Annotated in this window: 23 protein-coding genes; 3 read left to right on the forward strand and 20 right to left on the reverse strand. The window is 41.0% G+C overall.

Annotated features, from left to right (window positions below; translation table 11 throughout):
• Positions 1-90 precede the first annotated feature (90 nt).
• A complete protein-coding gene (locus tag HUS62_RS14530) occupies positions 91-276 on the reverse strand; it encodes a hypothetical protein (RefSeq protein ID WP_175080089.1) in 186 nt (61 codons plus the stop codon).
• 210 nt (positions 277-486) lie between these two features.
• Here HUS62_RS14530 and HUS62_RS14535 point away from each other — a divergent pair, with 210 nt between their 5' ends.
• Complete coding sequence (locus HUS62_RS14535) at positions 487-1,023, forward strand: hypothetical protein (RefSeq protein ID WP_175080090.1); 537 nt, start codon at positions 487-489, stop codon at positions 1,021-1,023.
• Positions 1,024-1,216: 193 nt separating this feature from the next.
• Here the strand turns inward: HUS62_RS14535 and ppiC are convergent, their stop codons facing one another.
• The 6 genes from ppiC to HUS62_RS14565 all read right to left on the reverse strand — a co-directional run bounded on the left by ppiC (position 1,217) and on the right by HUS62_RS14565 (position 9,082).
• The gene (gene ppiC / locus HUS62_RS14540) at positions 1,217-1,495 is read right to left on the reverse strand and encodes a peptidylprolyl isomerase PpiC (RefSeq protein WP_055021968.1); all 279 of its coding nucleotides are present in this window, start codon (positions 1,493-1,495) and stop codon (positions 1,217-1,219) included.
• 63 nt (positions 1,496-1,558) lie between these two features.
• Positions 1,559-2,191, reverse strand: a complete 633-nt coding sequence (locus HUS62_RS14545) for a lysoplasmalogenase (protein ID WP_175080091.1) — start codon at positions 2,189-2,191, stop codon at positions 1,559-1,561.
• A 136-nt stretch (positions 2,192-2,327) separates the two neighbouring features.
• Positions 2,328-3,350, reverse strand: coding sequence for a zinc-binding dehydrogenase (locus HUS62_RS14550; RefSeq protein ID WP_175080092.1), 1,023 nt, complete (start codon positions 3,348-3,350; stop codon positions 2,328-2,330).
• A 13-nt stretch (positions 3,351-3,363) separates the two neighbouring features.
• Positions 3,364-4,770, reverse strand: coding sequence for a TolC family protein (locus HUS62_RS14555; RefSeq protein WP_175080093.1), 1,407 nt, complete (start codon positions 4,768-4,770; stop codon positions 3,364-3,366).
• Entirely contained in the window at positions 4,763-7,909 is a 3,147-nt protein-coding gene (locus tag HUS62_RS14560) for an efflux RND transporter permease subunit (RefSeq protein ID WP_175080094.1), read from the reverse strand. The genes HUS62_RS14555 and HUS62_RS14560 overlap by 8 nt, the downstream gene beginning before the upstream one ends.
• Before the next feature lie 6 nt (positions 7,910-7,915).
• Entirely contained in the window at positions 7,916-9,082 is a 1,167-nt protein-coding gene (locus tag HUS62_RS14565; protein ID WP_175080095.1) for an efflux RND transporter periplasmic adaptor subunit, read from the reverse strand.
• 118 nt (positions 9,083-9,200) lie between these two features.
• Here HUS62_RS14565 and HUS62_RS14570 point away from each other — a divergent pair, with 118 nt between their 5' ends.
• Positions 9,201-10,145, forward strand: coding sequence for a LysR family transcriptional regulator (locus HUS62_RS14570; RefSeq protein WP_055199166.1), 945 nt, complete (start codon positions 9,201-9,203; stop codon positions 10,143-10,145).
• An 18-nt stretch (positions 10,146-10,163) separates the two neighbouring features.
• Here the strand turns inward: HUS62_RS14570 and HUS62_RS14575 are convergent, their stop codons facing one another.
• Positions 10,164-11,195: a GGDEF domain-containing protein gene (locus HUS62_RS14575; RefSeq protein WP_175080096.1), complete on the reverse strand. Its 1,032-nt coding sequence runs from the start codon at positions 11,193-11,195 to the stop codon at positions 10,164-10,166.
• A gap of 224 nt (positions 11,196-11,419) precedes the next feature.
• Entirely contained in the window at positions 11,420-12,268 is an 849-nt protein-coding gene (locus tag HUS62_RS14580; protein ID WP_175080097.1) for a DUF6279 family lipoprotein, read from the reverse strand.
• 546 nt (positions 12,269-12,814) lie between these two features.
• Between HUS62_RS14580 and HUS62_RS14585 the strand changes: the two genes are divergently transcribed.
• A complete protein-coding gene (locus tag HUS62_RS14585) occupies positions 12,815-13,537 on the forward strand; it encodes a tetratricopeptide repeat protein (RefSeq protein WP_175080098.1) in 723 nt (240 codons plus the stop codon).
• Between the two features lie 21 nt (positions 13,538-13,558).
• Here HUS62_RS14585 and HUS62_RS14590 read toward each other — a convergent pair whose 3' ends face one another.
• From HUS62_RS14590 to HUS62_RS14640, 11 genes are all read right to left on the reverse strand, one after another.
• Entirely contained in the window at positions 13,559-14,911 is a 1,353-nt protein-coding gene (locus HUS62_RS14590; protein ID WP_175080131.1) for a coniferyl aldehyde dehydrogenase, read from the reverse strand.
• Between the two features lie 191 nt (positions 14,912-15,102).
• A complete protein-coding gene (locus HUS62_RS14595) occupies positions 15,103-16,533 on the reverse strand; it encodes an SLC13 family permease (protein ID WP_251604343.1) in 1,431 nt (476 codons plus the stop codon).
• Between the two features lie 57 nt (positions 16,534-16,590).
• Complete coding sequence (locus HUS62_RS14600) at positions 16,591-17,550, reverse strand: porin (RefSeq protein ID WP_175080100.1); 960 nt, start codon at positions 17,548-17,550, stop codon at positions 16,591-16,593.
• A gap of 213 nt (positions 17,551-17,763) precedes the next feature.
• On the reverse strand, positions 17,764-19,134 hold the full coding sequence (locus HUS62_RS14605; RefSeq protein ID WP_175080101.1) for a sigma-54 dependent transcriptional regulator: 1,371 nt from the start codon (positions 19,132-19,134) through the stop codon (positions 17,764-17,766).
• The gene (locus HUS62_RS14610) at positions 19,131-20,870 is read right to left on the reverse strand and encodes an ATP-binding protein (protein WP_130167552.1); all 1,740 of its coding nucleotides are present in this window, start codon (positions 20,868-20,870) and stop codon (positions 19,131-19,133) included. Before HUS62_RS14610 ends, HUS62_RS14605 begins: the two co-directional genes overlap by 4 nt.
• Positions 20,871-20,893: 23 nt before the next feature.
• The gene (locus tag HUS62_RS14615) at positions 20,894-22,912 is read right to left on the reverse strand and encodes a TonB-dependent siderophore receptor (protein ID WP_258536787.1); all 2,019 of its coding nucleotides are present in this window, start codon (positions 22,910-22,912) and stop codon (positions 20,894-20,896) included.
• A 147-nt stretch (positions 22,913-23,059) separates the two neighbouring features.
• Positions 23,060-23,329, reverse strand: a complete 270-nt coding sequence (locus tag HUS62_RS14620; RefSeq protein ID WP_054552127.1) for a hypothetical protein — start codon at positions 23,327-23,329, stop codon at positions 23,060-23,062.
• A gap of 148 nt (positions 23,330-23,477) precedes the next feature.
• Positions 23,478-23,729, reverse strand: a complete 252-nt coding sequence (locus HUS62_RS14625) for a hypothetical protein (RefSeq protein ID WP_054563976.1) — start codon at positions 23,727-23,729, stop codon at positions 23,478-23,480.
• A gap of 39 nt (positions 23,730-23,768) precedes the next feature.
• Positions 23,769-24,173 carry a DUF1761 domain-containing protein gene (locus HUS62_RS14630; protein ID WP_175080102.1) on the reverse strand — a complete coding sequence of 135 codons (405 nt, stop codon included), beginning with the start codon at positions 24,171-24,173 and terminating at the stop codon, positions 23,769-23,771.
• 152 nt (positions 24,174-24,325) lie between these two features.
• Complete coding sequence (locus HUS62_RS14635; RefSeq protein ID WP_175080103.1) at positions 24,326-24,859, reverse strand: response regulator transcription factor; 534 nt, start codon at positions 24,857-24,859, stop codon at positions 24,326-24,328.
• Positions 24,856-26,067 (reverse strand): HAMP domain-containing sensor histidine kinase, encoded by a 1,212-nt coding sequence (locus HUS62_RS14640; protein WP_175080104.1) that lies wholly within the window; start codon positions 26,065-26,067, stop codon positions 24,856-24,858. The genes HUS62_RS14635 and HUS62_RS14640 overlap by 4 nt, the downstream gene beginning before the upstream one ends.
• Between the last annotated feature and the right edge of the window lie 9 nt (positions 26,068-26,076).

The raw sequence follows: 26,076 nt of genomic DNA on the forward strand, positions 1-26,076 counted from the left end.
CGTGTCGCATAAATACTAAAATGTTAGGTTACAAAGCAATATCGGAGAGTATATTAAGCTATTGTATTAAATGAGATAATTGACTTATGTTCAGGCATATGGTATCGTTAGAGCGTTTTTCATCGCTAGTAAAACTTGTTTTGAAGCGGCTCTAACGATACCATATGCTGGTAACCCATTTTTTATTTTATCCTTATTTTTCAATAGCTTATTTAAGTTCTTTGCTTTTCCTTTCTTAGAAAAGGTTTTTGTCTTTACGTGTGTTATTTTGTTCATGTTGCAGATCTCCGATAGTGCAATTAATGGACTTATTTCTACGTTCATTATACCATATCTGCTTGAAAAACTTAAGAATAATGAGTAGTTTGTAACCTAGCAAGTCATTAAAGCAGGACAAAAAACAGTTGGTTTTTGCTCCTGCGTCGCTTATTTTAACCAACTATTTTTTGCCTCTTAATGAGGCGTTAGAGTTACAAAGGAAGTCTAGTGCTATACAAAAGTTCATATTGGAAAGAACCACTTATAGATAGTGCAAAACTTTTTGATGAATATAAAAGCTACGCAGAGCTAGATGAACAATCGCTTGTTCGAATAGAAAAGGATATTTTTGTTGGTTTCTATTCTATCCGAAAGCTCTTGGATACGATTAAAGTTACTGATGAATTAAAGACTAAAAAGTATACCTTGCAGTGGCATAAACACCTAGGAACTGACGTTACATTCATCAATAATCATAAAATAGATGAACTGTATGATCTGGGTGCTCCAAATAAAGAAAACAGAGATCTTTGGTTTATTGCAAGTCGACTCATTCATAGTTACATATTTTCTATATGTGAATCTGAAAATGGTGGTTTTTTGGGTGTGTACTTTACTTCTGATAGCGATAAAAACAAAAAGCTATATTATCTTTCTGTAGATGAAATTATTGCCATATTTGAAGAAGTTGGAAATAATTATGTTACAGAGTTCAGTTGGAAAAAAGACTCTGAATCAGGTGCTGAGACTCTGTCGGCAAAGTAGCTCTAACAAGCCATTGCAGTTGGCTTTCTTCACTGCGTTCGTTATTTTAGCCAACAATTAAAAGCCCCTTATGCGGGCGTTACCGAATAAAAACTCTGTCCAAAAAGGAGTTAAAACCACAGGCTTCAACTCACTAATAATAAATATTAAGGGCTAACGACATGCCTTATTAGTTTTAGGCAGGCTTTAAACTTTACGTTCTGTACAGCACTTTAATTACATGCCAACCAAAGCGCGTTTTCACTAGATGTGGCTCTAAGATTTCGCCGCTGAATGCTACTTTGTCAAACTGGGGCACCATTTGCCCGCGTCTGAATTCACCTAAGTCGCCGCCTTTTTTACCCGACGGACAGGTTGAATGTTTTTTAGCTAGAGTCTGAAATTTAGCACCCTTTTTAAGTTGCTTGATGATGTCTTCAGCTTGTTCTTTATGTTTAACAAGAATGTGCAGTGCGTGCGCTGTATTTGCCATGGAAAATCTCGAAAATTAAAACGCGCATATTTTATCACGGCAATCACCACTGAGCTACTAAGGCTATTTATGTTTGCTCGTTGCTTGCAAAAACCCTTTTACCAAACAAAATTGCGCTAAATAATAACTACACATTATTGCGATATCTGCATGCGCTATTTCTAAATAAAAACGATTAAGGCCAAGAATAGAGTCTGATATTACAAACACTGCCCCACCTAACACTAAAAAGCCGTTCGACTTATCCGTCATCCAAGTAAGGCTTGCCATTATGGTAAGTACCAACATATAGAAAAGCACAGGGATGAGCAGGTGATTTAAGTTTGGATAGAATAAGCAAAAAGCGATGATGGCCAAAAATAGATAAAGAAGTACAACGTCTAGTCGCCAGTTTTTAATTGGCAACATGGTAATGATATAAAAAGCGTGGCTGACAAAAAACGCCGCTAAACCGCCTATAAACAGTTGCCCCGTATCAAGGGCTAGCAACACATCACCTAGTGCGGAAAAACTAAGAGCAAATAATAAAGTAATAAAAGTGCGATTTTGTAACTGACTGCGCCCTTTTAGCACCATCACAATCAAAAAGCAGATTGGTGATATTTTAAATAGCGCCATAAAAGGGTGAGGCAATGCTGGCTGTAATAGCAGTAAAGCAATGTAGGCCGAACTAAAGATTAGAAAGAGGATGTTCATATTCTTATTATTGTGATTTGTTCCCAATAACGAGAATAGCAAGCTTTACTCTAAATGTTTATAAAAAACCGCTCACAAAGATGGCACAGATTGCACTGACCATCAAACAAGATGACTGGGCAGTGAGTTTGCAAGATTAACCGCTTACCTGCACAACTTGTTTTCCGGTAAAGCCACCAGCAAGTTGTTTATTTAAAGCGGCTGAAACGGCTTCTGGAGTAAAATCAACAGCATGAATTTGCGGTAATTTGATCTCGCCACGGGCTGCATTATCGAGTAATAAGTTACCCATAAAGCTTAGCTTTTGCTGCGCACATAAGCTATTTGCTAGCCAAGCTCCGCCTAAGGATACAATGCCAATATTTGGTGCGCGTCTAAACATAAGTTCTTGCTCAAACTTAGGTAATTCATTTAAACAAGCAATACGGCCACAAAAGCGCATTAGCTCAACATTGCGAATGGTGGTATCGCCACCAATACAATCAAGCACCGCATCAAAACCTTGCGGACCTAATTCACGGCGAATTTTATCTTCAAGTTTTGGGTCTTTGTAATCAAACACCACATCAGCACCTAATTGCTTAAGTAACTTATGATTGTGTTTGCTGGCAGTGGTAAACACAGTTGCACCACGTTGCTTAGCAAATTGAATAGCGAATTGGCCAACGCCGCCTGCACCTGCATCAATAAACAGTGAATCCCCTTCGCTTAGCTGCAACTTATCAAGAGCAATTAATGCTGTCATACCTGAACAAGGTAAGGTTGCAGCGTCTGCCGGTGATACGTTATCTGGCACAACCGATACCGCATAGTTTGGTACCGTTGTGTATTCAGATAACACACCTTGGTCACCAAGACTGGCGTGCCATACAACACGTGCACCCACACCAGGGAATACACCTTTATTTGCTTGAACAACCACCCCAACAGCATCATGGCCTAATACATGCGGGTAATGCCATTTGCAAAAACCTTGTTTTGCAAAGTTGGCATCACCATGATTTAAGCCCACATATTCAACTTTTATCAAGAGCTCGTTGCCTTCAGGGCTCGGTACTGGCACAGAAAGCTCAGATAACGCAATCGCGTCATTTGGCTCAAGCAGTGCGAGCGCGCGCATTGTTGACGGAAGATCTGTAGTTTGTTGAATATGTGACATTGAATACTCTGGGTTAAAGGTTGTTTAGTTCAAAGCTCCAGCGACCATTAAACGCTTGATAAGCACTTACTTTGGCCTGTAACGAAGCAATTGTTGAATCAACAGCGTTCTCTTGCGCTATTAAAACATCCTGTCTCGCATCTAACAACTCTAAGTAAGGAATTTGTCCTTCTTGATACATTGCTTGAGCTTGACCAAATGCTTTATTCGCATAATTAAAACGCTGATCAGCATAACTTAACTGTTGCTGTTGTTTGACTAGTCTTTGTAAAGTAAGTTCACTATCGCTAATGGCTTTTAATACTTTACTTTGATAGTCACTGTAAGCGGCTTCACTTAAAAACTGCTGTGCATCACGCTGAGCTAATAATGCAGGATAGCTGAGTAATGACCATTCAACTTTTGGCGTTACTTGCCATTGTTGCACGGTATCTTCTAAGCCATTACTGGTTAAGCTCACCACACCTGCAAACCCTGCCAGACTAATATCTGGCAGTAATGCTTTTGAGGCGGCAACACTTAGCGAATAAGCCTGACTAAACTGATACAAAGCACTGGTGATATCTGGTCTGAGTGCCATTGCTTCACTGGCTTTATTAAACGACACGCTAAATTCGTGGCTTAATAACTCAGGCTCTTCTATCAAGGTTATGTCGCTTGCAAGTCGACCAGTTAGTACCGCAAGGGTTGCGAGGTCACGATATTGCAAGTAACTAAGCTCAGGAATAAGCGCTTGTTGCTGCTTTAACTGCGCAAGAGTACGGTTAAGATCAAGCTCATTCGCAACCCCCTCTTCTACTCGCGCTTTGAGCACATCTATACTTTGCTCGAGCGCCTCGATTTGCATCTCAATGATAGCTTGCTTTTGTACATTACCTTGATAGCTCACATAGCCTTGTACCACAGCTGAAACCACTTCAACCTGTAATGCTCTTAGCTGCTCTGCTTGGTTTAGTGCACCTGCATTAGCAGCATCGACTAACGCTGTAATACGACCAAACAAATCAAGCTGCCAATTAACATTAACCCCTGCGTTTGACTGGCGCGTAATAGCGCCATCTAAGCTGCTGCGCTCTGCGCCCACGCTTAGGCTGCCCTGCGGATAATAATCCGCGCGGGCTGCACCTAAACGGGCAATGGCTGCATCAAGTTGAAGTTGACTGGTTTTTAGGTCGTGATTCATTGCTAATGCATCAGTCACTAAATTGTTTAACTGCGGCGAATCTAAACGGCGCCACCAATTATTTTCGCTTGCACCTTCGTTTTGTTCACCAATTTGTGTATCGCTAACAAATTGTGTCAGGCTCACTTGCTGCTGTTGCATATCGACGCTTTGTGCGCAGCCTGCCAGTGCTCCGGCTAACAGCATTGCACTAACTAGTTTGCCGTGTTTAAAGATTGCATTAAGAGGCTTATGCATCGTGTTGCTCCTTCTGCGATTTTTTAGTGACTAACATATAAAACACCGGGGTGAACAATAAGCCGAACACAGTTACACCAATCATACCTGAGAACACTGCGTTCCCCATGGCATGACGCATCTCTGCACCTGCACCTGTTGCTAAAACAAGGGGTACAACACCTGCTGTAAAGGCAATTGATGTCATTAAAATTGGGCGAAGTCGTAAGCGACACGCTTTAATAATGGCTTCAAGGTGAGACAGCCCCGTTTTATGCTGATCTCGTGCAAATTCAACCATCAAGATGGCGTTTTTGCTTGCCAGTGCAACCAGTACGATTAATGCGATTTGCGTGAAGATGTTGTTGTCATCACCAACAAGCCACACACCTAACAAGGCCGAGAAAATCGTCATAGGCACAATCAAAATAATGGCCAGTGGTAATCTTAAGCTCTCGTATTGCGCAGCAAGTACCATAAACACAAGTAATACAACCAGTGGGAAAACATACACCATGGTATTACCCGCTAATATTTGTTGATACGTTACTTCTGTCCACTCAAACTCAATACCATTTGGTAATGTATCGGCAAGGATTGCTTCAATCGCATGATGTGCTTGGTCTGAGCTATAACCTGGTGCTGGGCTACCATTTAGTTCAGCTGTTGGATAACCGTTATAGTGCATTACACGATCTGGGCCTGTTGTAGGCGTGACAGTTAATACAGAGCCTAATGGCACCATCTCACCCATACGGTTACGTACTTTAAGATTCAAGATTTGATCTGGATCTTGACGGTAATCTGCATCAGCTTGCGCATTGACCTGATAAGTACGACCAAACAAGTTAAAGTCATTGACGTACACAGAACCTAAGTACACTTGTAAGGCATTAAATACTTCATCAAGTGGAATACCTTGAATAAGCGCTTGCTCACGATCAATGTCGATATCCATTTGTGGTACTTGAATTCTAAAGGTTGAGTAAAGGCCCATTAACGCAGGGTCTTGCTGTGCTTTAGCAATGGTTGCTTGTAAGCTATTAAAGAGTGCCTCAAAGCCTTTGTTAGCACGGTCTTCAATTTGTAGTTTAAAGCCACCTGTTGTTCCTAAACCTTGAATTGGTGGTGGTGGGAATACCGCAACAAACGCTTCATCAATAGTCGCAAACCTTTGATTTAACTGAGCCGCAATTGCCATTGCTGACATACTCGGATCTTGGCGTTCTTCAAAAGGTGCTAGTGGAGTAAACATAATGCCACTGTTAGGGCTATTTGTGAAACCATTCACAGATAAACCAGGAAACGACACTGTGTTTGCAACACCCGGTACTTGTAATGCAATTTGTTCCATTTCTTGCACGACTTCTTGAGTTCTATCTAAGCTTGCCGCATCTGGTAGCTGTGCCACAGCCACTAAATATTGCTTATCTTGCTGTGGGATAAAACCGCCTGGTACAGCATCGAACAATTTAACTGTGCCACCAACAAGCGCAACATAAGCAACTAATACAATTACACTCATACGAATTAGCTTTTGCACGAGCTTTTCGTAGCCATTGGCGCCTTTATCAAACAAGCGGTTAAAAGGTTTAAATAACCAGTTACCGAATACACGGTTTAATAACTTAGTTAAGCGATCTGGTTTTGCATCATGGCCTTTTAGTAACAGCGCTGATAATGCAGGTGATAGTGTTAACGAGTTAAACGCTGAGATAACCGTAGAAATAGTAATGGTTAATGCAAATTGCTTATAAAATTGACCAGATAAACCTGTAATGAAAGCAGTAGGAATAAATACCGCACATAGGACAAGTGCAATGGCGATAATTGGCCCTGTTACTTCGGTCATCGCAACACGGGTTGCTTCAAGCGGTGATAAGCCCTGCTCGATATTACGCTCAACGTTTTCAACTACAACAATGGCATCATCAACAACAATACCAATGGCAAGAACCAAGCCGAATAACGATAAGGTATTAATAGATACACCAAGCCATTGCATAACCGCAAACGTACCAATCAATGACACCGGTACCGCAATCAGTGGAATAACCGATGCACGCCATGTTTGTAAGAACACCACTACAACAATAACCACTAACGCAATTGCCTCTAGTAGCGTTTTAATTACAGCATCAATTGAGCCGCGTACGAATACAGTTGGGTCATAAACAATGTCGTATTCAACTCCTGCCGGAAAGTCTTTTGATAAACCTTTCATGGTTTCACGCACTTGATCAGACAGCTCAATCGCATTTGAACCCGGGCGCTGGAATACTGGCATTGCAAGGGCTGGTTGACCATCTAACATCGCTCTTAGTGCATAAGTGTCTTGGCCTAATTCAAGGCGTGCAACATCACTTAGGCGTGTAAGCTGACCTTGCTCACCCACTTTGATGATCACATTTTCAAATTCTTCTTTTGAGCTTAAGCGCCCTTTTACATTCATCAGAATTTGAAATTGATTACTTTTCGAAGTTGGTTGTGCACCTAAACTACCCGCAGCAACCTGCTGGTTTTGCGCGCGTAATGCATTTACTACGTCCATGGCTGTTAAGTCACGTGCAGAGAGTGCATCAGGGTTAAGCCAAACACGCATTGAGTACTGGCCACCGCCAAACATACGAACATCACCCACACCTGGAAGACGAGCAATTTGATCTTTGATATACAAATCAGCATAGTTCGCTAAGTAAGTTGTATCATGCGTTTTTTCTGGTGAATATAAATGCACCACCATGGTTAAATCTGGTGATGATTTTTCAGCTACAACACCTAAACGCTGAACTTCTTGCGGTAAGCGTGGAAGCGCACTGTTAACACGGTTTTGCACTTGTACTTGCGCACGGTCTAAATCAGTTCCTAATGCAAAGGTAACTGTTAAAGTCATACGGCCATCACTGGTTGCTTGCGAAAACATATACAACATGTTTTCTGTACCATTGATTTCTTGTTCAAGCGGCGTTGCTACCGTTTCGGCAATCACCGTTGGGTTTGCACCCGGGTAACTTGCCGTCACAACAACAGTTGGAGGCACTACCTCTGGGTACTCACTCACTGGCAATTGAAATAACGAGATTGCCCCTGCGATGAGAAAGATAAGCGACAGCATCGCTGCAAAGATGGGTCGCTGGATAAAAAAGTGTGAAAATTTCATTTTGACCTACTGTTTAGCAACCAAATCTGAGTGATTATTTGAAAGAGTGAATGCAATTCCATCGCTATTAATAGTGACTGTGTTTGGTGAAATAGGCATACCAGGGCCAACACGCGCCGGGCCATTTACAGCAATCACATCATTTTCGTTTAGACCCGATGTAATCGCTCGTAAGCTGCCGTAACGCTCACCCACAGTCACTAATTTATATTCAAGAACATTGCCTTCACCTACGGTAAGTACAAAGCGATTCTTTAAATCAGTACCAATTGCACGTTCTGGCACGATGACTTTTTCGCTCACTTTATTGGCAGCAAGTTTGATACGAGCAAATGAACCTGCACGTAATTGTTGTTCATCGTTTTCAAACACTGCACGTACACGAAGAGTGCCGGTAGTTTCGTTGATTTGGTTATCAATGAAGTTGATTTTGCCATTGTAGTTAAAGCTGGTTTGACCTACTTTTTGCATCACAACCGCTTGTTCACTTTGCGCTGTCACATCAGCAAATGACCGATTCCACGTACGCTCATCAATATCAAAATAAGCATACATTTGCTGGTTTGAAACAATGCTTGTTAATACGCTTTGACCTGCAAGAACATTGTTACCTTTGGTGATATTCGCGCGCGATACAACGCCATCAATTGGCGAACGCACTTGAGTAAATGCTAAATCAAGCTCTGCAGCAGTAAGCTCAGCCTGAAGAGCTAACAATTGCGCTTCGCGTTGTCTTAGAGTTGATTTTCGAGACTCAGCTTGCTCCGTTGAAATCGCTTTTCGCTCTGTTAAGCGATCTGCGCGTTTTGCTTCGCTTTTAGCTTGCTCAAGTGCTGCTTTAGCACTTTCGATTTGTGCCTTTAAGCTATCTACTACGGCAGCAAATGAGCGAGCATCAAGGGTGAAAAGCAAATCGCCTTCTTTTACGCTGTCACCTTCTTTAAAGTTAATTTTATCGATAACACCCGAAACACGCGGCATAAGTGCAACTTCTTGTGGCGCTTCTAAGCGCGTTGTATAGGTGTGCCAATTTTGTACAGGCTTAACAAGCACTTGTGCTACATCGATTGGTTGTAAATGTTGTTGCTGCGCTGCTTGATTGGCTTCTGTGCCACATCCTGCAAGCGTTAAGCTCGCAATGGTCACTGCCACTGCAAGAATAGATTTGTTCATCACGACTCTCCTGTTAATAGATTGGAGACAATGTTACGGAACTAATTAGCGGATAAAAATAATGGATTTTTAAATTCATTAATGCCAAAATGGCACCAATAAAGTTTAAGGAACTGCTATGGATACCACCAGCCGCTTATTAATGTTGCTTGAAGTGATTGAACGAGGCTCATTTGCCAAGGCCGCAGAGTCTAGAAATATAGACCGTTCTGTTATTTCAAAACAAATTAGCCGTCTTGAAGATGAATTAGGGGTGCGTTTACTTAATCGTACTACGCGATCTTTTTCATTGACTGCTGCTGGCGCAGAAATGGTAAAAAAAGCAGCTGAACTCAGAGATTTGCTATCAGATACCGTAAGACTTGCAGAGAATTACCACCAAGAACCCCGTGGTACGTTAAAAATTACCTCATCAAGTATTATCGGTAAGCGTTATATTCAGCCAGTCATTAACGACTTTCAAAAACGTTTCCCGCAAGTTGAAGTAGAGCTTCGTTTAGACGACAGACTGATTGATTTAGTATCAGAGGGCTATGATTTAGCTTTTCGTGTTGGCGAACCAAAAGACTCATCATTCATTGCTCGTAAAATCGCCCGCAACCGTATGTTACTTTTAGCCTCACCTGAGTTCATCGAAACATACGGTATGCCTAAACATGTTGAAGACTTAAAAGAATTACCTGCTGCTAGCTATTCAAGCCCAAGTAAACGCATTGGCGGTATTCGTTATCGTAATGCCGATGGCGATATTATTGAACAAAATATCAAAAGCGTCTTTCGTGCGAACGATGCCGAAGTACTTTTGATGAAGGCAATTTCAGGCAATGCTTATGTTTTAGCACCGGCCTTTATTCTTGATGACGAAGTAAAACGTGGCGATCTCGTGCCCATTTTAACCGATATGGAATTACTCGATTACAGCGCGGTGTATGCGGTTTACCCACACAGAGACTTACCTGTAAGAACACGATTATTCTTTGATGCTATGCGTGAATACATAGGCAAAGATATTCCAGTATGGGAAGCTAACATTCCTGACTTTGACACTATGTACAAAGGCTAACTTGCGAAGCTTGAGTCGCTAAGTCGCTTTATTTTGTTGGCTTAACTCATAAGCCGTTACCACTCTATTTCGACCTTGTTGCTTAGCTTGGTATAGGGCATCATCAGCACGCTTAATAAAGCTTTTAAGGGTTTGGTTTGGCATGTAGCAAGCAACACCAATACTAATTGTCAGATTAATGGCTTGCTCATCAATGTTGTGGATGGTTGTTGCTAAGTGCTCGCGCAGCATATCTGCAAATTCATAGGCACTTTGCGGGTCGCTATCAGGTAAGAAAATAGCAAACTCCTCACCGCCGATACGAAATACGTAGCCTTTACTAATGCGCTGCCTGAAGAAACTGGTTACTTCAATTAAAATGCGGTCGCCCACATCGTGGCCGTATTGATCATTAATATTCTTAAAGTAATCAAGGTCGAGCATTAAAATAAACAAGCCATTTTTGTTTTTAAGTTCAACTTCAAAATAATGGGTCATCGCCAAGCGATTACCAGCTCCGGTTAAAGGATCAAGTAAGGCTAAGTTTTCGAGCCGCTTACCATATTCTGCACGGCTATTCTCAAAAGTATGCGATACCGCCCAGATACTGATGTAGGTAAACGAAAAATTAAGTAAAAAGTTAACACTATTGAGAGGTTCAAGACTTGATTTGGTTAATAGAATAACACCTTGTAGCACAGCCACTATCAGCGACAAAACTTTGCCGTATTGTTTACCTAATAACAGATAAAACAGGACCGGTAGTGAGCAAGTCCAAATAAACAACAAACTTTTAATGTCGCTGAGATACGTGCCTAACGTGATGAGTAGCGATAAGAAAACGCACAATGTGAGTGATTGCCAAAGATGACCATTGCGTCTTCGAGTATAAAAAAAGATATAAAAACAAAACGATGCAAAAACGACTTCTAATGCCCCAAGGACAAAAAAGTCATTAATAAAAAGATTAAAACCGGCGAATATTCCTGCCAATACACCCAAACAAAAGCCCATCCATTTAAGAACGTTATTTCGTAATGCTTGAGTGCCTCTTAGCGCCCCAATATCCATCAGGTTTCTCGTTATTGTTTAAGTTGCCTAATTTTAACGCGAAACAAGAATTATAGGAACAAATTATTAAGCAAACTTGCATAAAAATGCAAACGTTTACATAAACACCAGAAAAACTAATACTTTTTGACTTTTATTTTCAAATGAGAAAATGTGCTATAAAGTACAAGATGCTAACAAGCAGCGATTTTACTGCGCGTTCAAGCACAACGAGCACCTAGCAGCTAATCATTAATCAAGTCACTGACCTCTTCAATTAACTCATCAAACTCATCGCGTACGTTACGACGCTGTTTATCGGTTAATGTAGGTTTTAGCTCCAATAGTAAGTTAACGTAGTTATCGAGATTTTTATCATCGGCGGCAACTAACTCATCGCTCATAAATGCAAAACGGTCATTAATGATAACAGCGAGTTGACTATCAAAATCTGCTGGTTTTTGCTTTTGCATAAATAGCGCTTTTAATGCATCTAAACGCTTTTGCTTGTACTGCATCCACAGTAAAAATGTACTGACTCGCGTATTTGATGAGTTCTCTATCAGTGTTTTTTGCTGTGCCGTGAGCTTAGTACCGAACCATTCTTTGTAGTTTTCAAGGTTTTCTTCTAAACGTTCTTTTCTATGTTGCTCTGGCGTTTTCTCTTCGTGCTCTTGGTATTCATCGTTAATGTTTTCTTGCAGTGAAGCAACAAACTCAACACGTTGTTCATAAGAAAGAGCGTTTGCTAAATCGATAAGTTCAGGCTCGATTTTATCAACCAGCGTTTGCCAATGCTGCTTTGCTTGAACAAAGTGTGCTTTAAGTTCGTTATGGTCAACTTGCTTATCTAACATGGCCTTTAAACTTTCAAGATCACGTTTGTATAAAGGAAGTTGTGTTTCTCGATGCCAATCGCGGCTGGTTTTGACGATATGCTTAAATTTATCAGCTTGGTCACTGTTGAGGTCAACATAATCATCAATCCAAAACCCTGATAACCAACCTAAGTTATTGTAAGTGAAGCTAGGAGAACACCCCGCTACTGTAAACAATAAACTAAATACGATTAGATACTTTGATAGCTTTTTCATTGTAGTTTTTTCAAATCCTGTTTCAAAACAAAGTAAACATACCACCGAGAACAAATATTCAGCAATAGCAATTAAATGAAATTAATTATCATTTAAGTATTGACGAATAGCTAAACCTAAGTAATAATCGTTATCAACAACTTGGTTCGCTAAACTATTCTCACAGCAACATCATACTGTTAAAGGCTTTGATGCTGTTTTGCCAAGTTAGTTCAAGACGTAACTCTTGATTGTCGTCTGTTTCCTCGACCCAAACATAGACATAAAACGTTACACTTTACTTGCTACATTGCTCATATCGGTGACGGTAGATATGACACGAAAAAGCCCGCTACGGGCTTTTTTTATTTCTTTAATTTTTCTGTAAAATCTGTATCTTAAGCCTACTTGTTAATTGCAAAGCTTGCCGCTGTCTATAAATTGGGCATTTGCAGCTGTTAGGGCTAAACTAAAAGTGATGTTTTGCTCAGTGGCTGTTTGGCAATGCATTTTATCAATAGCTCAATGCTTTGCTGTTGATACCTAACACACATTTGGAGGCAGACTATGATCAAGCCTAATTTTAAAACACTATTGCTCGCTAGCACGTTAATCTTGTCACCTTTAGCAAATGCCAGTCTTGAAGATGCCCAATTAGCGGCGAATGAAGGTCGTTTTGAAGAAGCACTTCATGAATTTAATTACCTTGCAGACAGAGGTTATGCCCCAGCAATGTATGAGCTTGCTAAAATGTACGAAGGTGGCTTTGGTGTACAACGCAACTACCAAAAAGCGGCAGAGTTGTACGAAAAGGCAGTAAAAAAAGTACATGCTGATTCAATGTTTGCATTGGGTGTGCTTTATCAAGAAGGTAAAGGTGTCAAACTTGATAAAGAAAAAGCAATTTCATTATATGAAATGGCATCACAAAAAAATCACCCGGCAGCTCAGTTTAATTTAGGGGTTATGTACGCCAATGGCGAAGGGGTAATTCAAGATTACCGTACAGCGCTTAGCTGGTACCAAAAAGCGGCAGCAAATAACTTTACTCTTGCTCAGTTTAATATGGCCTTGATGTATTACGAGGGTTTAGGAGTTCCTAAGAACCTCGAGAAATCATACATTTGGAATACCATTGCTGAATACAACGGCAACATGGATGCAAGCCATAGCCGCAAGCTTGATGAGCGTAATATGATGCCAGCAGAAATTGAAGCAGCGAAAGAAAAAGCTGACGCGATTTATGCAAAAATACAGGCAGGTTTATACGCACCTGACGGGCGTCTCTAACAAGCAGTGTACTTGCGCTTATCAGCGCAAGTACATCCATTTTAATAGTTTGATCAGCAACTTATTTTGCTTTAGCAACAAGCTGGTACGTGGATTAAACTTACCTGATACTAGGGTATTTCGTGCGTGGCTAAAGGTTTTAAAGCCCTCAATACCATGATAGTGCCCCATCCCTGACTCACCAATACCACCAAATGGTAGTTGATCTGCTGTTACCTGCATCAGTACATCGTTAATTGCCAATGTACCACTTCTGATTGATGAACTTAACTTACTTATTTTGTCTTTGTCATGACCCAAAATATACAAGGCAAGAGGTGATGAATCGGCATTGATAGTGTCAATCACCTGTTGCAGTGATTCATAACTCATAATTGGCAGTAAAGGACCAAAGATCTCTTCTTGCATAACCCGCATATCGTCATTTACTTGCGTTAAAATATGCAAACCCATGCGATGTTTAAGTTCATCGACTTGATGCCCTTCTATTGGCTCGAACACTTGAGCCCCTTTGTCTTTTGCATCATTTAATGTCGCAATTAAACGTTGATATTGCCTATCAGAGACAATCGAAGTGAGGTTCTTACCTTCAACACCTTGTTTAAAGTGCTTTTTATACAGCTCACTGAGTTGCAGAACTAACTGATGCTCAAGCTTTTTGGGCACAAACACATAATCAGGCGCAACACATATTTGCCCTGCGTTGTTTAACTTGCCAAATAACAGAGTTTTTGCAGCCTCTTTGATATTCACATCATCAAGAATCACCACCGGTGATTTACCGCCTAACTCAAGGGTAACTGGGGTGAGGTTTTTACTGGCTGCTTGCATCACTTTACGCCCTACTGATGTTGAGCCAGTAAATAGTAAATGAGCAAAAGGTAAATCACAAAAAGAGGCGGCAGTGCCGGCTTCGCCTTCAACAATAATGCAGTGCTCAGCAACGTCACCGTCCATTATTTGCTTAATAACAGCATTGGTATGTGGGGTAAATTCGCTTAGTTTTAACATCACGCGGTTACCCGCCGCTAATGCGCTAAGAGCCGGTACTAATGCTAATTGAATGGGGTAATTCCACGGCGCGATAACACCCACGACCCCTTTAGGTTGGTAATGAATATGTGCCGATGAAGGCCATAAACTGATACCCACACTGCGTGATTCGTTTCGTGACCATTTAGGTAAGCGCTTTATGGTGTCGGTTAATGATTTTACCGTTGGCAATAAGTCACCCAGTACCGTATCGAACTCGGTACGGTAACCAAAGTCTTTACTTGTTGCTGAAACTAAGGCTTGCTCATTTTCAATTAGGCGGGATTTAATCGTTTTTAAAAGCTTTATACGCTTATCAATAGCTAAATAAGGCTCGGCCATAAAAGCATCGTTGAGTTTTATAAATTCACTCTGTAATTGTGCGTGTATATCAGTCAAAACATCATCTCTTGATAAACGATTTTAGCCACTATAACTAGCTATATTTATCTGAGCAACTTAATAAATGTAAAAACAGCGCTCATAGTGAGCGCTGTTATTGGTTGGAATAGGTTGAAAACTTAAAGGCTTAACTAAAAACCAAATACCACTGCGGCAATAGTCATAGTAACTACCGTGATCATCGCAATAGCAATTATGTTCAGTGCAAAGCCAGAGCGGATCATATCGCGCATTTGAATTTGCCCAGAGCCGAACACTATTGCATTAGGCGGTGTCGCAACTGGCATCATGAACGCACAGCTACACGCAATAGCCGCAGGAATTACCCATACCAGCGGTGTACCAAATACTGACTCAGCAACTGGGCCTAATAGTGGTAAGAATCCTGCCGCTGTGGCTGTGTTACTGGTGATCTCAGTTAAGAAAGTGATTAAGGTTGCCACAGCCAGTACACTTAATACCAATGGAATTGCACTCGCCCCTTCAATCATGTGAGCAATGTATTCAGCAAGACCAGATGATTTAATTTGCGCAGCCAGTGTTAAGCCACCACCGAATAGTAGTAACACGCCCCACGGTACTTTAGCTGCACTTTCCCAATCAAGAATACGCTCACCATCACCTTTGTTTGCTGGTAACACGAACAGCAATAATGCTGCCGCTATAGCAATGCCGGTATCAGAGATTTTCAAGCCTGAAAAATCAGCCAGTAGAGGTCTGAAGATCCAGCATACTGCCGCTAAAACAAACACGGCTGCTACGCCTTTTTCAGCGCGTTGCATTGCACCAAGCTCTTGTAACTGCGATAAGAATAACGATTTAGTATCTTTACTTGCTGCTTTGGCACAATCGGTATCTACTTTATAAGCAAACTTAGTTAACCAAACCCAACATAAAGCCAGCATAACAGTTGCAAGTGGTACACCTACTTTCATCCACTCAGCAAAGCCAATATCAATTTTGTAGCTGTCTGATAAATACGCAGCCATAAGTGCATTAGGTGGGGTACCAATTAAAGTAGCAATACCACCGATACTTGCACCGTAAGCGATTGATAATAATAACGCTTTACCAAATTGATCATTTTCAGGGTTAGACTGTTTAACCAACATAGTAATTGACATAGCAATTGGTAGCATCATCACAGCAGTTGCTGTATTTGACATCCACATTGATAAAAATGCCGTTACTAACATCATGGCTAAAATTTGTAGGCTTGGCTTAGTACCAGCACGAAGCATGGTATTAAGCGCAATACGCTTATGTAAACCCCAACGCTCCATTGCGATTGAGATCAAAAAGCCGCCTAAGAATAAAAAGATCAAAGGGTGTGCATAAGGTGACGCGACCCCTTTGATTGCTGCAATGCCAGCAAGAGGTGATATAACCAGTGGCAATAATGAAGTAGCAGGAATTGGCACAACTTCGCTTACCCACCAAGAAGCCATCCAAAATGCAAGGCCTGCGGTACGTAGTGCTGATACACTCATACCCGCTGGTGGATCGATTAAGCAAGTTAATAACATCACTAATGGGCCCAGTAGTAACATCACTGTGCTCATTAATGGGCGTGGCTGTGAGCCATCTTTTGTTTGATTTACTAATGACATACCAACTCCTTAGAACTTGTATTTAAGGCCAATTGCAACGCTGTTGTCTGATTCAAGTTCTAAATCTAAATCAGTATAGAATAAGTATGCTGTGGTTTGTTTATCAAAAACATAGTCTACACCTGCTGTCCATTGTTTACCTTCTTCAGCATGGCGAATTTTTGAATCGTCTTTAACATATTGCAGCTTAGGTACCCATTTATCGATTGCATAGCTTGCGCTAAGTGCATAGCCATTACCTTCTTTCGTACCGTCGGTTGTTTCGCTACGCTGGAGTAAACCCGCTAACTGTAGGTTATCAAGTTTCCATGCTGCAACAACACGGCTTGCTGTCAACTTGTTAAGTGCATCAACATGACTGATAGCAACATAATAGTCTTTAGATTTTAATGCACGGTCACCATAAATAACCGTTGCCGCAAAACCATCTTCATCGTTGCTACTGTCATCTTTTGGTGCATAAGTTAACGCAAGTGATGCGCCACCATATGTTTTTGAGCTGTAGGTAATGGTATCGCCGATACGGTCTTGACCTGGGATCAGCTGTGCAATATCTGCTTGGGTTTCGTTAAAACCGTCTACTTTACCTTCTGAGTATTTAAAACGAGTGTCGTTACGACCGACAACCACTTCACCAAAATCGCCTGCAAGGCCTAAGTATGTATTACGAGCTGAAAATGGCTCACTGGTATCGTCATGCTCAAAACCTTTCACTTGAACTTCGTATTTGAATACTGCTTTAAGCGACTCAGTTAGTTTGTGGCTACCTTTAATACCAATACGAGAAAAAGGTGCCTCGATTTGCGTACCTTCATCTGCATAACGCATAACGCCTGTATCTGTGTTTGCTATTTGAACTTCTGCTTTACCGTATACCGCGTAGTCTGCTGCCATTGCTGAGCCAGCTGTGCTCGCTAAAATCACGGCCGCTGCTACGCGTGTTTTTGTATGAGTGAATATTGTTGTCATTATGCGCCCCTTATTAGGTTCAAATTGTTGTTCCTAACTATTAAGGCAAGTTGGTTGCCAACTTGGTTAATTTTAAAAAAGCTGTTAAATAACAGTGAATTAACTTTGTTGATATAAAAGTAGCTGTTTTTTATGGGTGGATATCCACACATTTTTAAAAATGTGCTGTCACCAGTTCCACCCATTGTGAAGAGTTTAATGTGAGAGAGTTGCTTAGTCTTTGAACATTTCGCGATTAATGCCGTATTTGGTCATCTTGTCGTAGAGGGTTTTACGTGCAATTTGTAATGTGACCATGGTGTCTTTTATGCTGCCGTTGTTTCGTTCTAGCGCTTCTTCGATGAGTGACTGCTCGTAAAAGCTAATCTTCTCGGCAAGGCTTAAGTCTTGAGCAAGCTCGTTGTCACTGTTTGCATCACTGTACGAGGCAAAGGCCAGATCAGAGCCTAGCAATACCGCACGTTCGGCCTGATTTCTAAGCTCTCGTACATTACCCGGCCAATCGTAGGCAAGAAGTCGTTGTTTTGCTTCACTACTTAGTGGTGCAGGTGGTTTATGAAAACGTGTCGCCGCTATCGAGCTAAAATGTTTAAACAACAGTGGAATATCAGCCTTTCTGTCTCGTAATGCCGGAATATTCACTTTAACTAAGTTTAAGCGGTAATATAAATCGGCTCTAAACTCCCCTGCTTCGACCAGTGTCATTAAGTCTACTTTGGTCGCTGCAACTATACGCACGTCTAAATCAATGGCGTGGTTATCACCTACAGGTGTTACTTTACGCTCTTCAAGCACCCTTAATAACTTTACTTGTAAACTTGCAGGCGTTGACTCTATCTCATCTAAAAAGACAGTACCGCCTTTAGCAAATTCAAACTTACCTTGGCGAGATTGCGTAGCACCTGTATATGCGCCACTGGCTGCACCAAATAGCTCACTTTCAATCAGTTGCTCGGGGATTGCGCCGCAGTTTATGGCAACAAAGTTAGCCGCTGATCTGTTACTTTGATCATGTAAGTAACGGGCAACTAATTCTTTACCAGTTCCAGTTTCACCTTCTATTAGAACATCGGCGGGAGTATCTATAACCGCATTGAGTAAATGCATCATTTGTTGCATTTGCTCGGTTTCACCTAAAATTCGCACACCGGGCGCAGAGGTTTTCTCTACAGCAATTTTTAAGGCGCGGTTTTCCATCACTAAAGCACGTTTTTCTGAAGCGCGTGCAATACAGTCTAAAAATTGCTCTGTCAGTGGCTTTTCGAATAAATCATAAGCGCCAAGTTGCATGGCTTTAACAGCAACAGATACATCGGCAAAGCCGGTAAGAAAAATAACCGGTAGTTCACTATCGAAGGCTTTCACTTGTTCTAAAAATGCCAAACCGTCCATTTTTGGCATGTTTATGTCACTTAAAACAATCCCTTCAAAACGACGACTCAATTTTGAAAGTGCCGCCGTTGGCTCACTAAAACACTGAACTTGATAACCTTCAATCTCAAGGAGTTGCTTTAATGAATCGCGTATCACCGCTTCGTCATCAATAACGATTACCTGATTACAGGTCGCTGCAACTACACTCATGATGGTTCCTTATTTGTTTGTAAGGTTATTATAAATTGTGCACCACCTTCAGGGCGGTTATGCGCAGATAATCGACCGTTAAATGAGTCGATAATTTGCCGTGAAATAGATAAACCCAAACCTAAACCGTTGCTGGTTTTAGTACTGTAAAATGGCTCAAAGATGTTACCCAATGCATGTTGATCAATACCTGGGCCTGTATCAAGAATAGAGAGTTTTACGCGGTCGTCGAATAGTTCGAGGTCGAAACTCAATTCGCGCTTTTCAGATTCACTCATTGCTTGGCTAGCATTGGTGATCACGTTGACCAAGACTTGTTCAAACTTAACGCTATCGACCCACACCGTTATGTTTGCATCAATATCAGCAGCTTTTACCTCGATATCGTCTTGCTTTAACTGGGCGCTGGCGATCATTAACGCATTTTTTAACATGCTCGCTAAGCTTTGCTGCCTAAGTTGGGTTTGTGCGGGTTTACTAAAATGTTTAAGCTGAGCGACAATTTTGTGAACACGCTCTATTAGAGATTGCACCAGCACTAAATTTTCGCTGGCTTGTTCAATATTGCCTTTAATAAGCAGCCTCTTTGCACTTACTAAATAAGTGTTCATGGCACTTAAGGGCTGATTGATTTCATGGTTAATGCCCGCACTTAATTGACCTATCGTTGCAAGCTTAGCTGTTTGGATCAGTGCTTTTTGCGCTTTTTCGAGCGCTTGGGTTCGTTCAATTACTTCTTGCTCAAGGCTATGTCTTGAAAACAAGAGCTTTTTGTAGCCCGCAAAGCGCACCATCGCCATATGAATAAGCACAACAGCAATAGCATAAAACACACTAAACCAAAGCAGCCGAGGTATTTGCGCAAGCTCCACATTAGTTACATCCACCAGCACACTGGCTTTGGCATTTATAATGTCTATTGTTTCTGTGGCACTAATAAAGCGCGCTTGCTTGCCATTAAGCTGAATATTTTGCTGTGCGGTTTGTTCACTTAAAGACTTATGATTATGATTAAGTAAACTCGGTTTATGAGACAAGTAGCGGCGCGACTTAACCAAAGCAGCCATTTGTTCGTCGTTAAGCGATTCAAGTGACTTTAATCGCCAGTCCTCAACGTCTGACATCACAATAACGCTATCTTCTAGTGCAATATAAAAGTGGGTGCTGTCTGATGCATTAAGTAGCTGGCGGTCTTGTTCAAACTTTTTAGCATTCACTTTTAAAGTGACAACGGCAATAACTTTGCCTTTATCAATAACCGGCTCTGAAAAGTAAATGCCCCGCTCACTTGAGCGCATACCTAAAGCAAAATAAGCTACTTTTTCACCTTGCTTGGCTAAATAAAAATAAGGTCGAAAAGCAAAGTTACTACCCAAAAAGGTGTAATCAACTTGCCAGTTACTACTTGCCACCACCGAGCCTGTTAAATCCATTAAATAGACATCTGATGCACCGCTGGCACGTTGAATATCTTCTAAATAATAATTAACAGCTTGCTCGCCTATACCTTGCTTAACCACAAAAGATTTAACTAAATCATTGGCACTGACTAAGGTCGGAATTGTTTTAAATCGGGCTAATTCGCTTGAAAAATAATGACTTAACTGAGTAGCTTGAACACGGCTTTGTTGCTCTGCTTGTTGATAGTCGTGAGCGCGTCCGACGTAAAAAACTAATACAAGCAACAATAAAAGCATTGCACCTGCAATAACTAACTTTTTACTTAATGACGACATTCAAACCTTTGCGAGCAGCGCAACTAGAAATTGAACTGGTAGTGTAACGATAAATCTTCTGTTGTACCAGCGACAGCGCCATTGTCCATTCGTGGATCAAACACATTATATTTTTTGCCTAACAGGTTTTCTGCTTTAAGCATTAGTTGACTGTTTGCGTTTAACTGCCATTTCAAGCTGCCACCTAATAAGCTATAGGCAGACTGTTTAAAGTGAGCACCGGTAACAGAACTTACTTCTACTTTATCACGCCACAATAGGTTTAAACTCACTTGCCAGCTGTCAGATAAATTATAACTACTCACTAAGCTTGCAAAACGCTTAAAGCTCGCATTAATTGGATCTTCAAAGTATTGCGTATAGGTACCTGTTACAGTGAACTCTTTACTTGATTGCCAAGTAGCATCAAGCTCAATACCACTGTTTTGAGTATTAAATGAGTTTGTAAAAGTAAACAAGGCATCATTAGATTGCGTTGGCTCAATATTTATAAAATCATTGAGTTCATTATAAAAAAGCACAGCATTAGCTTGTAACTCTGAGGTTTGATAATGCCAAACAAGCTCAGTGGTTTTTACCGACTCAGAGCGAAGTGACGGGTTGCCTACAGTGACATCATCATTTGAAAAAAGCTCATTCGTAACCGGGGTTCTGAACGATTCGCCATATTGCAGTTTAACGGTATGCTCTGGGTTTATTACATAAACACCCGCAAGTCGAGGCGAAAGTTTACTGTCGATGTCTTTCACATCGTCGTAGCGTGCCCCTACAAATAAAGTAAGTGCCTCTGAATAAGGTATTTTTAACTGCCCGTAGGCACTATATGTTTCGAAGGTATATTTAAGTGATGCAAATTCAGGAAAGTCCATTACAGTCACGATACCTTGCTGATAATAAGCGGGGTCAATAATCACTAACATCGACTCATCATCATAGTAATTAGTACGCCCCCCTGCTTCGACTTGTTTCGCCTCTGCGTATTCTATACCCGCCGCAAGCTGCCATTGATTTTCAAATTGATAACTCAGTTCAGTCTCAAATTTGCTATCGGTCGTTTGCCAAGCTGGACCAAGTAAAAAGTCAGGTATATCGTCAAACGCAGCGATTAAACCAGCACTTGAGATATTATGTTTAGTGTACGAGTAACTAGAGTCTAGTTTTAACTTATCGTTATTAATCCAGTTATATTTAACGCCAACAAAGGTGTTATCACTGGTGTGTTGATTTTGCGTTGAATAGCCGGCAAGGTTTAAAAATTCATCAAGAGAGGTTTCATTGTAGCGCGCGCGTAGTTTCAGCTTTTTGTAATCAACACCCGCTTCTAGGTAAAGCGCCTCAAGAGGGTCTTTTACTCCTTGCAGGTAGCTTTCGCCGTCTTTTTGATCATACGAAAAACTCGCAAAGAGTGATGTATCATCACTTAAAGAGGTATTGAACTGCCCTGTTGCCCCGTAGCGACCATTATTGCCAACCACAAGTTGCAGAGCATTTCGCTCTTTAGAAGTAACAATATTCATCACCCCTAAAAACGCATTACTGCCATACAGCGCCGAGCCTGGACCGCGAATAAACTCAATTTTTTCAATGATTTCAATAGGAATATAAGGCATGTAAACAGAGGCTTTACCAAATGATGATTCATTGACACGCTCACCATTGATCATCACCAGTACATTGCCGCTATCAAGGTATACACCTCGAGCATGATCTTTAGGCACAGCACCAACCCAATCGCCACGGGTTGATTGCATACCCGGCACAAAGTTCATTACCTCATAGGCGTTATCAACACCAAGTGCTTGAATTTGTTTACGACTAAAGACACTCATTGTCGAGGGAACAGAAGACAGGGTTTCGCTGGTTTTACTAGCAATATCGACTTGCACATTAAGCAAGTCTTCAAAACTTAAAGAGAATAAGTCTTGCTCGTCAGTCGCATTTGCAACCATTGGAATGGTTGAGGCAACTGCAATTGAAAAAAGTGCTGAACATCTTAAAAGCTTCACGCTGCGAGATACCTGTACTAATAGCCCATGCTGCAAAAGCAACACCTTGTTTACACTATTAATACAAAAGATTGGCAAGCTTGCAATGTTTTTATAGTTTTAGTTGATGAGTTCTCGGAAGTAGATACAAAAAAACCCACTTTCAGATAAAAATGGGTTTTAATTTTGTTGAGCCAAGCTTAATTAAGCTGTTTCAACATTACCAGTACGCTTTGCCTTGATGTACTTATATAAACCAATAAGTGACGCCGCTATCCAGAAAATTTCGATAACAAAACTAGCAAGGTTAAAGTTATAACAAAGGCTAATTAGTAACAGAATCGCGCCTGTTAAGTTCATCATGTTGTACACAAGGCCGGTTGGCGATGCTTTATTCAGTTGTAATAAAAAGAAAGCACCAACCACTAAGAATGTGCCTGTCATGCCAATAATATCAAATAAAAGTGCTATCACGTGCGTGAGTCCATTTTGTTCATGTGTTTATACCCATACAACTGGCCCAATCCATGGGGTGGGTTGTTTTCATTCATTGAAACAGCAAACCGGTCAATAGTATCAGAGCATGAGGAAGAAACGAGGATAAATGTCCGTTTTTTTAATTCTATTTATGGGTCACTTTACCACCGATGATTTTTAGAGCAGGTGCGCCGCGGATCATGGTTTCGCGGGCGAATTGACGTTGGCAGTCAGGGCAGATACCTGTTTCATTGGTAAAGTCTTGGCTAATACGTTCAACAAAACATTTAACCAACGCTCCTTTTCCACCTTTGCGGTATTTAAATAATTGGGTTTTACATTGTGAGCAAAAAATATCGACTGTTTTGGTCGGGCCTTTTTTGTTTGGTTTTGCCATTACAACTACATTGCTAAAATAAAACCTTACCTTAACATGTTAGGGCCAGAGCCCCAAAACTAAGCCGATAACAGAAAACTGTAATATTGAATAACTTGCATTAACTAAGAACAATTTTAATGGGCGTTGTTCAAAAATATAGCCAATACCTAAGGCACAGCTAACCCAGCACAGGCCAATAATAAACCCTGTGCCAACAGCTACTCCCACATTGACATTTGCGCCAATAAATAACGATAAACTAAATGCAATTAAACAACATAAAACAAAGCTGCCGCCAAACACCATTACTGGGTTGATGCTTTGCAGGTCAAGTTCAGTTAAACCACAGCTTTCCATCCAAATACGTTTAAAAAGCCAAGGTGAATACCACACAGCGCCTAATAGAAAAGATGCAAGGGCAGCAAAAAAGATCGCGAAGAAATTAAGTTCAGAAAAATGCATACACCAGACTCATACAACTAACAGGGTTAATTTGACTTTAGTTAAGGATCAGCGATGCAGCAAATCAAAAAGGCTGAGATTTGTACCCATTTACACTTAAACCATACTTTTGCATTAAACCTTGGATTATTTCAGTTTAATAAACAATCAATCTAGTGTTGTACGGGTTTTTTCTGTAATTTACGTTGTAGGGTTCTTCTGTGCATATTCAGTTGGCGCGCAGTTTCAGAGATATTACCATTGTTGCTATGCAATACATGTTGAATATGCTCCCACTCAAGACGCTCTGGCGACATTATCTGGCTTGGCTCTTGGTTTACCGATGAGGCACCAGCTTCAACATCACCCAAGATTGTTTTTAATAATGAATTGAAATCGACAGGCTTTGGTAAGTAGTCATCAGCACCTAAACGTATCGCTTCTACTGCACTGGCAATACTGGCAAACCCCGTGAGCAATACGATACGAGCTGAAGGAAATTGTTCTCTTAAAGGTTTAATTAGCGCAAGGCCGTTATCATCCCCGAGTTTTAAATCCACCAGAAAGTGGCTTGCCTCAAAAGTGGTTGTTTTTTGTAAAGCTTGCTCAGCGTTATGAGCAAGTGAACATGTGAAGCCTTGTTTTGCAAAGCGCCTCGCAAGCGTGCTGGCTAGGTTTACATCGTCTTCAATAATTAAAAGTTTCATACAATTTTTAAACTAACCATCGCAATCGCGCCTTGCTGTGGGTGATTACTGAGTGTTAATGAGCCATTTAAGCGCTCTAAGGTTACATTAGAAAGCATAACTGCCATTCCCATTCCATCGCTACTTGGCATGAGCTGACCGCCTAATGATGCCATTTGTTGCTCGCTAAATCCTTGACCGAAATCACGTAACGACAATGAAAGTATTTGCTCATCGATTTGCCATTTAGCTTCGATGTTGTGTTGCTGATTATGGTTATTTGCCGATACGGCGTTTTGCAACAAGTTTAAAATAGCCGGTAACAGCATAGCATCACTTAAAATCGAACAATCAGGGGCATCATTTAGCCACTGTAAGCTTTGCTCAGGAAAATGCAGAGTCATCGCATCTTGAATGGTGTTTTGTAATGTTTTAGCACTAATCGCTTGTTGTGTTTCACCGGTTCTTAGTGCATTTGAAAGTGACCTAAAATGAGCAAGTTGCTCTTTACACTGAGCTAATGGCTTGGCCATTTCTTGCACAATGGGGTCATCAGCTTGTTGCTCTTGTAGCTCTTCAAATAATAGCTGTAAGTTTGCTATCGGCGTTGCAAGTTGATGCGTTACTTGTGCGGCAGCGCCATCAAGCGTTAATAATTGCTCATGCCTTAATTGTTGCTCGCGGGTACGGGAAATAGTAGCTTCTCTGGCTCTTAACGTACTATTTAATGTGCCAATTACAAAGGCAATAACGATGGCGCTTATAACAAAGTTAATCCACATACCAATAAAATGATGAGTCATCTGCATTTGGTGCATGGTGTGTTCGGGCATTTTTATCAGTAAAAAACTATAAGCTGCGATTGCCAGCACAGCTGTGTAAGCAAGCCCTTTCGCATTAACAGTCACCGCCGCTATCATTATTGGTAACAGTAATAACGAAACAAATGCATTTGTTGCTCCACCACTTAAGGAGAGCAAAATAGTTAAAAACAATAAGTCGGCTGTCAACTGCATCAACACAGCTGCTGGCTTGGCTTTCGTGACATTTCGGTAAGCGAATATACTTAACAGCTGAAAGATTGCTTCAATACAAATTACAGCAAGTAAAGGAAATAATGGAATTTGGTATTCAAACAGAAAATACACCGCAATCACAGCTACAAACTGCACGGCGATTGCGGCGCTTCTTAAAATTAATAGGCGACTGAGCGCCGGATCGGTTTGCATAACGGACTC

It is taken from the genome of Pseudoalteromonas sp. 0303, from assembly GCF_013349995.1.
GTDB lineage: Bacteria > Pseudomonadota > Gammaproteobacteria > Enterobacterales > Alteromonadaceae > Pseudoalteromonas.

Bases quoted from the DNA above. Each gene is read 5' to 3' on its own strand.
- HUS62_RS14550 (WP_175080092.1), bottom strand. From the start codon at position 3,350: ATGTCACATATTCAACAAACTACAGATCTTCCGTCAACAATGCGCGCG.
- HUS62_RS14625 (WP_054563976.1), bottom strand. From the start codon at position 23,729: ATGGCAAAACCAAACAAAAAAGGCCCGACCAAAACAGTCGATATTTTT.
- HUS62_RS14590 (WP_175080131.1), bottom strand. From the start codon at position 14,911: ATGGCCGAGCCTTATTTAGCTATTGATAAGCGTATAAAGCTTTTAAAA.
- HUS62_RS14565 (WP_175080095.1), bottom strand. From the start codon at position 9,082: ATGAACAAATCTATTCTTGCAGTGGCAGTGACCATTGCGAGCTTAACG.
- HUS62_RS14605 (WP_175080101.1), bottom strand. From the start codon at position 19,134: ATGAGTGTAGTTGCAGCGACCTGTAATCAGGTAATCGTTATTGATGAC.
- ppiC (WP_055021968.1), bottom strand. From the start codon at position 1,495: ATGGCAAATACAGCGCACGCACTGCACATTCTTGTTAAACATAAAGAA.
- HUS62_RS14600 (WP_175080100.1), bottom strand. From the start codon at position 17,550: ATGACAACAATATTCACTCATACAAAAACACGCGTAGCAGCGGCCGTG.
- HUS62_RS14555 (WP_175080093.1), bottom strand. From the start codon at position 4,770: ATGCATAAGCCTCTTAATGCAATCTTTAAACACGGCAAACTAGTTAGT.
- HUS62_RS14630 (WP_175080102.1), bottom strand. From the start codon at position 24,173: ATGCATTTTTCTGAACTTAATTTCTTCGCGATCTTTTTTGCTGCCCTT.
- HUS62_RS14545 (WP_175080091.1), bottom strand. From the start codon at position 2,191: ATGAACATCCTCTTTCTAATCTTTAGTTCGGCCTACATTGCTTTACTG.
- HUS62_RS14575 (WP_175080096.1), bottom strand. From the start codon at position 11,195: ATGGATATTGGGGCGCTAAGAGGCACTCAAGCATTACGAAATAACGTT.
- HUS62_RS14570 (WP_055199166.1), top strand. From the start codon at position 9,201: ATGGATACCACCAGCCGCTTATTAATGTTGCTTGAAGTGATTGAACGA.
- HUS62_RS14610 (WP_130167552.1), bottom strand. From the start codon at position 20,870: ATGTCGTCATTAAGTAAAAAGTTAGTTATTGCAGGTGCAATGCTTTTA.
- HUS62_RS14640 (WP_175080104.1), bottom strand. From the start codon at position 26,067: ATGCAAACCGATCCGGCGCTCAGTCGCCTATTAATTTTAAGAAGCGCC.
- HUS62_RS14580 (WP_175080097.1), bottom strand. From the start codon at position 12,268: ATGAAAAAGCTATCAAAGTATCTAATCGTATTTAGTTTATTGTTTACA.
- HUS62_RS14635 (WP_175080103.1), bottom strand. From the start codon at position 24,859: ATGAAACTTTTAATTATTGAAGACGATGTAAACCTAGCCAGCACGCTT.
- HUS62_RS14595 (WP_251604343.1), bottom strand. From the start codon at position 16,533: ATGAGCACAGTGATGTTACTACTGGGCCCATTAGTGATGTTATTAACT.
- HUS62_RS14560 (WP_175080094.1), bottom strand. From the start codon at position 7,909: ATGAAATTTTCACACTTTTTTATCCAGCGACCCATCTTTGCAGCGATG.
- HUS62_RS14530 (WP_175080089.1), bottom strand. From the start codon at position 276: ATGAACAAAATAACACACGTAAAGACAAAAACCTTTTCTAAGAAAGGA.
- HUS62_RS14585 (WP_175080098.1), top strand. From the start codon at position 12,815: ATGATCAAGCCTAATTTTAAAACACTATTGCTCGCTAGCACGTTAATC.